Raw genomic sequence first — 12619 nt, forward strand, 5'->3', positions numbered from 1 at the left:
AAGCTAAGAACATCGGGAGCCGTGTACACGGAAACGGGTACGCACGGATCTAACTGAGAGGTGCGGGGAATAATATCCCCCATCGACTCAACCAAATCTATATATAGCAGTCTGTTTTGATTTTTGAAATTATTTGTGTAGACAGGGAGTGGGGAGTGGGGAGTGGGGAGTGGGGGGATGAGGGAGATGAGGGGGATGAGGGGGATGAGGGAGATGAGGGAGATGAGGGGGATGAGGGAGATGAGGGAGATGAGGGAGATGAGGGAGATGAGGGAGAAAGAATAACTAATATTTAATGCCCAATACTTCGGCAACGCTCAGTACAAGTGCCCAATCCCCAATGCCCAATGCCCAATGCCCAATGCCCAATGCCCAATGCCCAATACCAATACCCCATTCCTTTGAATTTCTTTACAGCGCGTTAGCCTAACACCTAAGCTGGATTTAAGATTTATCCAGAGGATTTACACAGGCGATCGCTCGATGTCTATTCCCCAAATTAGTGAATTTACTATCCGCCGTCATGCCAACGCCAAATCTTTCCAACAGGGCGAGGCATACTATGCGGCTGGTGCTGTTAATGCTGTTACCCAACGTGGTCATCTGCTTCAGGCAGATGTTATGGGCAATCAAAATAGACCTTATCATGTCAATCTGAGTTTCGATAGCAGTGGGTTAACCTCAGTCAACTGCACCTGTGGTTATAACTTTGAAGTTTGGTGTAAACACGTTGTCGCAACGATGCTTGTCTGTGCGCGTAACTCCGAAAATATTCAGCAGCGCCCTACCTTAGAACAACTACTCGATCGCTTGGATCATATCCAAACTCAAAGGCTGCTGCAAAATTTGGTAACAGAATACCCACCACTAATCGAGGCGATTAACCGCCATGTTAATTGGATGATCAATCCTGCTGTCGAGGAAACAACCACAAAATCTCTGCGCCGTAGTAGTATTGATCCGGCTCCCTTTCGGGGACAAGTACGGCAGATTCTCCGGGATGCCGTGCGTTACTTTGAGGAGGGCTGCGAAGAAGACCCGATTGCCGGGGAATTGCTGAGTGTAGTGCATACTGCGGTAGATTTTAGCGAACAGGGAGAGGGTGAAAATGCGATCGCTATTTTAGAAGTGATTACCTCTACCTGTGTGGAAAATTGGCATGAGGTTGCAGAATATGGCGCTGAAAATGATCAAATTGTCGGAGAATTAAATAATGCTTGGTGTGAAGCAATTCTCAGTGCCGATTTGACCCCAGAAGAAAAAGTTGATATTCAAATAAATTTGGAAACTTGGCAAGATGAATGGAATGCTGATTTTGGCCTAGTTATGGAGGCTTTACGCCAAGGTTGGGATTATCCGCCACTGGTGCAAGTTATCCAAGGTCATATCACCGAAAGGGGAGCTTGGGAAGAAGACGTGCCAGATTATGCAGATGATTTGGCACTAATTCGCCTGAAAATTCTCGAACGTCAGGAACGTTACCAAGAATACCTATATTTAGCAGAAGCGGAAGGACAAACGCAGCAGTATCTCACAATGCTAGGGCGTTTAGGCATGGTGGCAGAAGCAATTGATGCTGCTCAAACCCAGATGAACTCAATGGAAGAAGCCTTTGCTCTTGCGAAAACACTCAGCGTTCAGGGGGCATTACAGCAGGCACTAGATATAGCCCAGAGTGGATTAAATTTACCGGGTAATTGTCAGTACGAATTGGGAATTTGGACAAGTGATTTGGCTCTGGAATGGGGTAATAGTCAAGCTGCTTTATTAGCAATCAAGGCGGCTTTTCAAGTCAAGCCTTGCTTTGTAGACTACCAAAAGATGACAGAATTAGCTGGGGAAAACTGGGAAAGTCTCAAAACAGACCTGCTGAAAATTGTCCGTACTGATAGTGGTTGGGGAACAGAATCAGACAAAGTGGATATATTCTTATATGAAGGGCTAATTGATGATGCAATTGCGATCGTTAGTGAACTCAGTTCTTATTATTCCGAGTTGATTCACCGAGTCATGGATGCTGCTATCCCTCACAATCCTGATTGGGTGATTGCTAATGCTCGTCGCCGTGCCGAAAAGATTATAGATGCAGGTAAAGCCGAATACTACTACTACGCCGTTGAATGGTTGAAAAAGGCACGTAATGCCTACTTAGAATCTGGCAAGAAAGCTGACTGGTTAAGCTATCGGGAAAACTTGATGCAAACCCACGCTCGTAAACATAAATTGATGGGAATGTTTAAGCAAAGGGGTATGGATCTGTAGGGTACACACCCGACAGTATCTTCTAATTATTTGTGCCTACTTGCTTACCTTCGGAAGTAATAAGTGTAACCTGGATCGCGTCATAGACAAAACCCTGATTTATCCAAATATTTTAGGTCTATTTCTCCCGCAGCCACAGATAATTCCAACATATCTGCTTGCTGATGGGGCTCGAATACCATCATACTTTTAAGTCTGCATTGACACTCTTTTAGCTGAACAAATATGACATTTACCTTACTCATACCATTTCAGACAAACCCTGATACCTATAGATTTCTCGTAGGGGCACAGCAATGCTGTGCCCCTACCAACGTATTTGTATCATTATTGAAGTGAAACGGTATCAGTGCTGAGTAAATTGAGAATTGCCCAAGATATCAACTTTAGCAACAGTAAGATTCATATCTGAAGTAGTCGCCGTATAATCCCACAGTTCCTAACAAAAAATAGTCTAGTGCGATGATTGATAAATATCCTCAGAATCTTATAGTGTCCTGCTTACCTTTGAGTATGCTTCTATCACTCAGCAGCATATCTTCTAGTCCAGAGAAAGCTCAGGCTATTGATACTACACAATTACCAGCTAGTAATTTCATCCTGTCGCAAAAACTCCCACCACCACAGGATATCCAACCACCTGCACCTTCGCCACTTCCCTCACCTGAACTACCACAGCTACTCCCCCCACCAGCAGAACTATTTCCCCCATCTGCCCCAACTCCCACACCTGAGGAACCACTTCCTGGGAACCTTCCTGAAACTATTGTTGTTCAACGCTTTGAAGTTGTTGGTAGCACAGTCTTCAGTCCCGAAGAGTTAGCCCAAGCCACTGCTGAATTTACTAAACGACCGATCTCACTAACTGAAGTGTATCAAGCACGTTCTAAAATCACTGATCTATACATAAAAAATGGTTACATTACTTCTGGTGCGTATATTCCACCCCAAACAATCCAATCCGGTGTTGTCAAAATTCAGGTGGTCGAAGGTAAATTAGAAGATATCCAGGTAACTGGGACTCGGCGGTTGAATCCGAATTATGTCCGTAGCCGACTAGCAATAGCGACATCACCGCCTCTGAATCGCCAGCGTCTACTAGAGGCACTGCAACTTTTGCAACTTAATCCTTTGATTCAAAACGTGTCTGCTGAACTCTCGGCAGGATCGCGGAATGGTGTGAGTCTGTTAGAAGTTAAGATCAGTGAGGCAAAAACCTTTAGTAGCCAAATAATTCTTGATAATGGGCGATCGCCTAGCGTTGGCAGTTTCCGCCGCCGATTACAATTAAATGAAGCCAACTTACTCGGATTCGGAGATGGTCTGAGCTTAGGATACACTAATACCGATGGTAGCAACTCCTTTGACGCCAGCTATACATTACCACTCAATCCCCACAACGGAACCCTTAGTTTCAACTATGGCACTACCTCAAGTAATGTCATTGAACCTCCTTTCAACATTTTAGATATTCAATCGGCTTCTCGCTATTACGAAATAACATTTCGCCAGCCCATAGTTCAAACTCCTACACAAGAATTCGCCGTGGGGTTGACAGCCTCCCGACGGGAAAGTGATGCCTCCTATTCCCCCTTGGGAGAGCGACTACCTTTCCCCGGTTTAGGTGCTGATGAACAGGGACGCACCAAGGTATCTGCGTTGCGATTTTTTCAAGAATGGACGAGTCGTAACAGCCATGAAGTCATCGCCCTCCGCTCTCAATTTAATTTGGGCATAGATGCGTTGAGTCCCACGATTAATCAAAGTCCTCCCGATAGCCGTTTTTTTGCTTGGCAAGGGCAAGCGCAGTGGGCACGCCTTTTAGCTCCTGAAACCTTACTGTTACTTCGTTTAAATACGCAACTCGCATCCAGAACACTATTACCTTTAGAGCAATTTGGCTTAGGTGGACAGGATAGCGTTCGAGGCTATCGTCAAGATTACTTGCTGACGGATAATGGCACTTTTGTTTCTGCTGAAGTTCAAGTACCGATTCTGCGCTTACCCCAGATAGATAGCACCTTACAGGTTGTCCCCTTTGCGGATTTTGGTGTTGGCTGGAATAGTTCTGGTAGAGAGAATCCCGATCCTAATATTCTAGCTGCTGTTGGACTGGGTTTGCGTTGGTCACAGAGCGATCGCTTCACCGTTCGTCTTGACTGGGGCATTCCTTTAATATCTGTTGACTCAAATGAGAGAACATTACAAGAAAACGGTCTGTATTTCAGTTTATTCTATAATCCTTTTTGAATTTTGAATTTTGAATTGTTAATCTGGGTATCCTAAGAAAGACAAGGTTGGATGATATAGACGAAGGGAAAAAGTTTATAACTTATGTATGAGTGGAGAAAACGGCTAGAACTTCTACCGCAAAAACTAACTGAACAATTAGCCATCTCATTCCAGAAGATGAAGAGTGCTGAATTTCGTTAGCGGGGCGTTTAGCCCGTGCGGAATGTGGGTTAAAAGACCGCCTACAAGCGGAGTAATTGCTGTGCGGAGTATGTACCAAATAGATAACTACTGAGTAATTTTTAATTTACTCAGGACTCACGACTGAGTGCGGTTAATCATCAAGATAAAGGCTAGTTTGCACCCTCAAACCAATTTTGAAATCACAGACGGTGACAACTTTGATTGATAAAATTTCCCCAGAAGTGCAGCCTGAAAGTCTGCACTTCTCTTAGTAGTATTTTTCAGACTAAGACATAAAGATATAAGAATTTAAGGAACAGCCATGCTAGGAAATGAGCGGGAAAAAATACGCCATCTGTTGGTCATTCAAGACCTAGAAGGGCAGCGAACTGTCCCCTTACAAGAGACTACTTATTCTCTGGGACGGCATCCCGCAAACACTATTGTCTTGGCTTCCCGGTCAGTATCAATGCAACATGCGATTTTATTGCGAGTAACTGTTCCACAAACTGACCAATACGGCTTCCAGATTATTGATGGCAACTACAAAGGAAAAGCAAGTACTAATGGCTTATTTGTCAATGGCACTAAATGCTTTTCTCATAATCTCAGAAATGGAGATGTCATTGCCTTTGGCGGTAATAAAGCTCAAGCTAAATATTATGCTATTTCCAACCTCTCAGAAGAAGCATTTTCAGAATCTTCTGATGTTGAAGACTTATCTGGTTTCCTATTACAGCAAGCCAGTCCTGCCAATCCTTTTCAAACCCTAGCTATCGATCTCAGCTTTGAAGCAGCTAGTGAGTCCGCCCTAGCTCGCCTAGCATCCTTCCCTGAACTGATTCCCAATCCAATTATTGAGATGGATTTCGAGGGAACAGTGACTTATCTCAATCCAGCCGCCGCTCTCAAGTTTCCCAAACTTCGGGAAGTTGGGACACAACACCCGATCTTAACAGGACTATTGAGTGGAGTTAACAATCTAGAAAAAAATTCTTTTGTGCGGGAGGTGGAAGTAGGCGCAGAAGTTTTTGAACAATCCGTTCTCTACCTTCCTGAAAGTGATTTAATTAGAACTTTTATTATTAGGGATATTACAGAACAAAAACAAGCTACAGCTGAATTGCGTCAGCGCGATCGCTTGCTACAAGCAGTTGCGGAAGCCGCTAATTATTTGCTGGGGGAAATCAATTACGAAACTGGTATTCATCGAGCCTTAGCTGTACTGGGCGAAGCTGCCAAGGCAGATCGTGCCTATCTCTTTCAGAACCATCCTCATCCTGTTACAGGGGAAATGGCAGTCAGCTTACGGTTTGAATGGACACACACCTCTATTGAATCTACCCACCACCATTGGCAGAATCAGCTTTATCAACCTTCTGGATTAGCCCGTTGGTATACTGTTCTCTCTAGCGGCCAGTCGATTAGCGGACTCACCCCAAAATTTCCGATCGCCGAACAAGAATTCCTGATTCGAGATGGCATTCAATCCCTTCTCCTAGTGCCTCTTTGCTTCGAGAAGGAGTTCTGGGGTTATCTTGGCTTGGCAGACTGCACCGTTGAGCGTCATTGGTCTAGGCATGAAGAATCTACACTTTTGACAATGGCCGCCAGTATCATTGGTACGCAGCAGCGTCAGCAAGTAGAAGAAAAGATTCGCTATCAAGCCCTCCATGACCTGCTGACAGGGTTGCCCAATCGCCTACTATTTAACGAACTGCTCAGTAAAACTCTGCTCAACGCTACTCGGAATGGCGAAAGTTTAGCTGTGATCTTCCTCGATCTAGATCGTTTCAAGGTGATTAATGACACTCTGGGGCACACTCTAGGAGATCAATTGTTACAAAGCGTCGCTCAAAGATTACAAGACTCACTCAGAGGCGGAGATACCATCGCCCGTTGGGGAGGTGATGAATTCACTATCTTACTCCCGCGAGTCAATGATATTGAAGAGGTAACGCTGGTAGCGAATAGAATGTTACAAGCCTTAGAGGATGCTTTCTATCTCCAAGGGCATGAACTTTATGTGACTGCCAGCCTCGGTATTGCGTTGCTTGATAGCAACAGTCCTGATGCCGAAACACTAATCCAGCACGCAGATGCCGCTTTATACTACGCCAAGGACAAAGGGCGGAATAACTACCAATTCTATAGTGTTTCCCTGAGCGCGAAAAATCCTGAACTCCTGACTTTAGAAAAGAGCTTGCGCTATGCCCTAGAACGCCAAGAATTTACGGTGTATTATCAACCTCGTGTGAACATTGCCACAGAAGAAATTACTGGTATGGAGGCTTTGTTACGTTGGCAGCACCCAGAGATGGGATTGGTCGCACCCAGTGTCTTCATTCCCCTCGCCGAAGAAAGTGGATTAATTGTCCCCATCGGCGAATGGGTGCTGCGGACAGCCTGTAGCCAAAATAAAACCTGGCAAGATATGGGATTACCACCGATAACGCTCGCTGTCAATCTTTCTCTGAAGCAGTTCCGCCAACCCAAATTGCTGGAGATTATAGCCGAAGTTTTAGAGCAAACGGGGCTGGAGCCGCGCTTTTTAGAATTAGAAATTACCGAAAGCATAGCCATTGAGGATTTAGATTTTACTAGAATGGTGTTAGAGAATCTACAGCAGATGGGTGTTTGCATCTCTATTGATGACTTTGGTACGGGTCATTCCTCGCTCTCGCGCCTACAGCTTTTGCCACTCCACAATCTGAAAATAGATAAATCTTTTATTCAAGATTTGACGCACGATGTCAAAGTTGCTCATATCGTCAAGGCCATAGTTGGCTTGGGACAGAGCTTGGGATTGAAGTTAACAGCCGAAGGGGTAGAAACAGAAGAGGAACTGGCGTTCTTGAGAGCGATCAACTGTGACGATGTACAGGGCTTTTTATTCTACCGGCCACTTTCTGCAAAGATTGCCACAGAAATCCTCGAAAGTAAACAAGCAACACTCTAGTACAGCACGGCGGAAATAAACAGACCATATTGGTGGGAGATTGAAGAAGAATTCAGCTATTCTGAATTCAGGAGCGGAGCCGGAGACGTTCTGCGGCTTGGCGTCAAAATCAATACTTCGGCAGAGCTACGTAACCATCAGTCGCGGGTCCCAATCCGCGACTGAATTGTTGCACCACCAAAAATTCTAGTTTTGTGGGGGTGCAAAAACGCGGATTATTCATCCGCTTTTTCGCATAGAATACCTTTCCTGTATTCTGACGACTGGCACCAATATTGCTGTTCGATAAACCCAAAATAGGTTTTAGAAATGTCAGCATCTTCTCAAATTGCGGATCATCCTTGAACATACCTGTAAATTTCATCCAGAGATGTTCGGTTTGGCGAGGTTGAATTTCCAAAGTCACTATTTCTGGTTTTCGCTCTTGTAAAAGTTGAATTAGTTTCTCTAGCGCTTCTTCTTTAGTTGCACCAGAGCTTTTAAAATCTGGCAAGGCTAGCACTATCGCACTAACCATACCATCTTGTTGATTCTCAATCAGCACATCGTAACTTAACTTAGGTGCAATTTTAGCAAGGGAAGTTGTCACTGATAAATTCATCAGATTTTTTACCTCAAGCTTTGATATCGATGATAGCTCTCAAAGCTGAGGAATTCTCACAATCTATATATGCAAGCTATATACTGAAGCCGGAGTATTCTCCAGTGCAGAAAACTGAGCAATTTAGCCTGCTTTAGTGAAATTTTATATAAGGATATCTAAGTTTTCCCAGCTTAGATATCCAATAGCAACATAACCTATATTAAATAGACTATTAACGATGCTCTAATTATAATTCTAATTTGTGTTTTTAAACTACATTCTTTGGGTAGTTTATCAATTCATCCTTAAGTAGGATGAAAAAGTATACATATATAAGAATTTAACTGGAATTTTGAAAGCATACTTGTAAATCACAGATAATTTGTAGTGGCGCATATATGTGCGCTTATACTTTATTCAGCAGGTGCGTTACACATCATTAACGCACCCTAATTACTTGTTTCTAGGAGAAGTTAGCAACGCTAGACTTTTCTAAAGTCGCTACTAATTTCACACCAAATTCTTCCTCAAACACTCCTTTTTTATAATCTAAACTCCAGAGTTCTAAAGCACAATCATCATCAGATTTAGATGGAAAAATTAGCAAGTTTACCTGCTGAAATTGTGGATAATATTCACATTGCACTTGAGCGATCGCACCAATTTGTCGTCTATCTAATGCCACTGCCAATCTTAAAATCGCACTCAATTGACTGACCATTTGTCGCTGGTCTTTAGTCAGCAAATTCTGGTAATCTTCATGTTTTTTCTTGGGCGGCGATTTGCGATGATAACGCGCTAAATTGGCAATGATTTCAATCTCGGTTTCTGTATAACCGAGTAATTCACCATTGCGAATTAGGTAATAAGAGTGCTTGTGGTGAGACGAATGGCTAATATAATGACCGCAATTGTGTAATATTGCAGCAGCCCACAGCAGTTGTCGCTCGTCAACTCCCCAGTGGTGTAGGGTACCTTGAGTTTGATCAAATAAACTCTCGGCAAATTTGGCGACGCGATCGCTATATTCTAAGTTAACGTGGTACTTATTAGCGAGTTTTAGAACATTGCGTTCCCGAACGGAACTTTGGTAGCGTAGCTTATCTTCAATTAAACCGTGGGTTAGCATCCAGTCTACGATTACACCTTCCCTCAAAGAACGCTCACAAACTGTTACCGATTCACTACCCAAAAGGGTCATCGCTTCCTGTAATATTACTGCGCCAGCGAGTATAACTTCAGCCCGCTTATCTGGCATCCCAGGTATTGCAGCCCTTTCTGAATTACTCAGTTTCCGCAAGCGATTTACCAACTCTCGCAAGTCTTTCAGACTGAACTGGTAGCCATTGAGAGTGGAAGGAATAACACTCGACTTTTCTCGTGCATGAATCATCGCCAGGGTTTCAATTGTGCCAGATGTACCCACCAAACGCGGAGATTCCCCAAGTTGGAGGTTTCCTAGTACCTCATCCACGGAACGTTCTAACATCCCGCTTGTATAGGCTTGCAGCTGCTGAAACTCCGTGTTGCTGATGGGGTCGGTAGTGATTAACTCGCTAGTGAGTCGCACTGCACCGACTTTGGTACTAGTGAGAGTACGCGGTTCGTTACTGTCGCCTAAAATCAATTCTGTGGAACCACCGCCAATATCAACAATCATCTGGGGCTGGTTGTGAAATTCCATCCCCGATAGCACGCCAAGGTAGATTCGTCGCGCTTCTTCTTGACCAGAAATCAAGTCAACGCTTAAACCCAACTCCGTTTCTATCCTGTGCAAAAAATCTTTACCATTGGGGGCTTCCCGCACAGCACTAGTTGCTACAGCAATGATTGTTTCAGCATTGATAGTTTTGGCAACTTCTTGGAAGCGTCCTAAAGAAGCGATCGCCTTTTTAATTATCTCCGGTTTGAGTTCCCCAGTACTAAGATTGCGATCGCCTAGTCTCACGGTTTCTTTTTCTCTAGCGATAATGCTGAAAGCTGGTAGTGTGGGGTCAATTTTGACTACTACCATGTGTAGAGAATTTGTTCCCAGGTCAATGGCAGCAATAATCCGATCTTGCTTAAGTGGTTGAGTTGGAACACTCTCCCAGCTAGCCGAAGCTACTAAATTCAGCATCTAGTTTTCTCTCTTTATAAGAAATGATGGCAAACGGTGGTATGTCGGGGTAGCTGGCACTGATATTTGTTGCAACATACTTGCTCAGACTGAGTGCTGAGTAAATTAAAAAATACTTAGCACTCTTCATCTTTGGTCAAGGGTAACTGAGCTAAGTATATTCACCCTGCTGTTTCTAACCTAGTGACTATTTAAAGATATTTAAAGTTGCCACTTGAGATTATGTTTTTACAAATAACAAATAACGTTATTCTATAGATGTAAAGATGTGTGAATTAGGGAATAGGGAATAGGGCATTGGGCATTGGGCATAGGAGCAAAGAAGCAAGGGGAGAAATAACTAATTCCCAATTCTCAATGCCCAATACTTCATTTACGAGAGGCTGCGCCAACGACAACGCTACTTCGATGTCGCTCAGTACAAGTGCCCAATGCCCCATGCCCCATGCCCAATGCCCCATGCCCAATGCCCCATGCTCAATCCTATGTTAACAACGCCAGAACGCCCCCAGTCACCAATTTGGCTTGTGATTATCCGGCTTTTGCGCTGGCATAAACCAGAAGGACGGTTAATTTTAATGATTCCTGCTCTTTGGGCTGTGTTTTTGGCAGCCTCTGGGAAACCGCCTTTACCTCTGGTTGGTGTGATTATATTGGGTACTCTGGCCACGAGTGCGGCTGGGTGTGTTGTCAATGATTTGTGGGATCGGGATATTGATCCACAAGTGGAGAGAACACGCGATCGCCCCCTCGCTTCTCGCGCCCTGTCTGTGAAAGTTGGAATTGTAGTTGCGATCGTATCACTAGCATGTGCAGCAGTTCTGGCCTTTTATCTTAACCCCCTGAGTTTTTGGTTATGTGTGGCAGCAGTGCCTGTAATTCTGCTTTATCCAGGTGCAAAGCGGGTGTTTCCCGTACCGCAACTGGTGCTTTCCATCGCTTGGGGTTTTGGTGTATTGATTAGTTGGAGTGCAGTCACACAAACTATCTCCCAACCAACTTGGTTACTTTGGGGCGCAACTGTATTGTGGACATTGGGATTTGATACAGTTTATGCCATGAGCGACAAGGAAGACGATCGCCGCATTGGTGTTAATTCTAGCGCCTTGTTCTTTGGTGATTATGCCCCTGTAGCCATTGGAATTTTCTTTGCTGGCACAATCTTATTATTGGCTTGGTTAGGTGTAGTCATACATCTGCACTTAGCTTTCTGGATTAGCCTTGCAATTGCTACTATCGGATGGGTTTGGCAGTCTCTGCGATTAAGAAAGCAAGACTTACCTAACCCTGTTTATGGTGAGATGTTCCGGCAAAACGTGTGGATTGGTTTTATTTTACTTGCTGGGATGATTCTTGGATCTTTTTAATAATTGAACAAATATTTATGAGTTTTTCTATGGATACATTCTTTAATTGTTTTAGTCCCTTATTTCAATATCTGCGTACTTGGACAGCAATAGGTTTGCTATGTTTGGTTGTCACCTGGTCATTTCCTGCACAAGCTGCCAACACGATTGATCCGCAGTTGGAACAGCAAGTATTACAAATTATCCGGGAACACCCAGAGGCAATTATTGAATCTGTTCAAGCCTATCAGCAGCTACAACAAGAGAAAGTAAACCAAGCACAGCAAGCATTTTTACAGGATTTAAAAACGAATCCTCAAATAGTAATTGGTGATTCTCCCATCATAGGTTCAACTAAATCAAAAACTTTGCTAATAGAATTTTCAGATTTTCAATGTCCCTATTGTGCTGAGGCGCATAAAACCTTGAAACAATTGTTAGCAAACTATCCAGATAAACTAAGATTAGTTTACAAGAATTTCCCGCTAACTTCAATTCATGCTGAAGCATTGCCAGCTGCAACAGCAGCTTGGGCAGCATATCAACAGGGCAAATTTTGGGAATATCATGATGCGCTATTTACTAATCAAAAGCAACTCGGTCAGGCGTTATATTTAGATATTGCTAAAAAACTGAATCTGGACTTGGGTAAATTTAAACGCGACCTGACTCTTGCCACTTCTGCAATTAAGAAAGATATCCAGCTAGCTGAGAAATTGGCTGTTTCTGGTACACCTTTCTTTATAATTAATAGTCCAGCTTTTTCAGGAGTGGTGCAGCTAGCAGACATCAAAAGTATCTTGGTTGATGCTAAGTAAATTGGTGGAAGGAGTAGCTTATGAGGAGTGATGAGGATAAATTTTCCTCACTCCTCATGTTCTTAAAGATATGACAACTTCAGTAGTGATGCCAATTTTGGAGATTGTTATAGAGTA

At 43.6% G+C, this 12619-nt stretch carries 10 protein-coding genes; 8 read left to right on the forward strand and 2 right to left on the reverse strand.

Annotated features, from left to right (window positions below; genetic code table 11):
- The first annotated feature begins 155 nt into the window (after positions 1–155).
- The 5 genes from V7L05_RS11710 to V7L05_RS11730 all read left to right on the forward strand — a co-directional run bounded on the left by V7L05_RS11710 (position 156) and on the right by V7L05_RS11730 (position 7636).
- On the forward strand, positions 156–296 hold the full coding sequence (locus tag V7L05_RS11710) for a hypothetical protein (RefSeq protein ID WP_335164317.1): 141 nt from the start codon (positions 156–158) through the stop codon (positions 294–296).
- Positions 296–430 carry a hypothetical protein gene (locus tag V7L05_RS11715; RefSeq protein ID WP_335164318.1) on the forward strand — a complete coding sequence of 45 codons (135 nt, stop codon included), beginning with the start codon at positions 296–298 and terminating at the stop codon, positions 428–430. The genes V7L05_RS11710 and V7L05_RS11715 overlap by 1 nt, the downstream gene beginning before the upstream one ends.
- A gap of 53 nt (positions 431–483) precedes the next feature.
- Positions 484–2262 (forward strand): SWIM zinc finger family protein, encoded by a 1779-nt coding sequence (locus tag V7L05_RS11720; RefSeq protein ID WP_335164319.1) that lies wholly within the window; start codon positions 484–486, stop codon positions 2260–2262.
- 462 nt (positions 2263–2724) lie between these two features.
- A complete protein-coding gene (locus tag V7L05_RS11725; protein ID WP_335164320.1) occupies positions 2725–4512 on the forward strand; it encodes a ShlB/FhaC/HecB family hemolysin secretion/activation protein in 1788 nt (595 codons plus the stop codon).
- Between the two features lie 487 nt (positions 4513–4999).
- Entirely contained in the window at positions 5000–7636 is a 2637-nt protein-coding gene (locus tag V7L05_RS11730; RefSeq protein WP_335164321.1) for an EAL domain-containing protein, read from the forward strand.
- A 109-nt stretch (positions 7637–7745) separates the two neighbouring features.
- Here V7L05_RS11730 and V7L05_RS11735 read toward each other — a convergent pair whose 3' ends face one another.
- On the reverse strand, positions 7746–8237 hold the full coding sequence (locus V7L05_RS11735; RefSeq protein ID WP_335164322.1) for a type II toxin-antitoxin system HicB family antitoxin: 492 nt from the start codon (positions 8235–8237) through the stop codon (positions 7746–7748).
- A gap of 445 nt (positions 8238–8682) precedes the next feature.
- The gene (locus V7L05_RS11740) at positions 8683–10338 is read right to left on the reverse strand and encodes a Ppx/GppA phosphatase family protein (protein WP_335164323.1); all 1656 of its coding nucleotides are present in this window, start codon (positions 10336–10338) and stop codon (positions 8683–8685) included.
- 297 nt (positions 10339–10635) lie between these two features.
- Between V7L05_RS11740 and V7L05_RS11745 the strand changes: the two genes are divergently transcribed.
- The 3 genes from V7L05_RS11745 to V7L05_RS11755 are packed head-to-tail and all read left to right on the forward strand — an operon-like array spanning position 10636 to position 12502.
- Entirely contained in the window at positions 10636–10830 is a 195-nt protein-coding gene (locus V7L05_RS11745) for a hypothetical protein (RefSeq protein ID WP_335164324.1), read from the forward strand.
- Positions 10824–11705 (forward strand): 4-hydroxybenzoate solanesyltransferase, encoded by an 882-nt coding sequence (locus tag V7L05_RS11750; protein ID WP_335164366.1) that lies wholly within the window; start codon positions 10824–10826, stop codon positions 11703–11705. Before V7L05_RS11745 ends, V7L05_RS11750 begins: the two co-directional genes overlap by 7 nt.
- 29 nt (positions 11706–11734) lie before the next feature.
- The gene (locus V7L05_RS11755) at positions 11735–12502 is read left to right on the forward strand and encodes a DsbA family protein (protein ID WP_335164325.1); all 768 of its coding nucleotides are present in this window, start codon (positions 11735–11737) and stop codon (positions 12500–12502) included.
- The last annotated feature ends 117 nt before the right edge of the window (positions 12503–12619 follow it).

Origin of the sequence: Nostoc sp. (assembly GCF_036917755.1) — a bacterium.
Taxonomy (GTDB): domain Bacteria; phylum Cyanobacteriota; class Cyanobacteriia; order Cyanobacteriales; family Nostocaceae; genus Nostoc.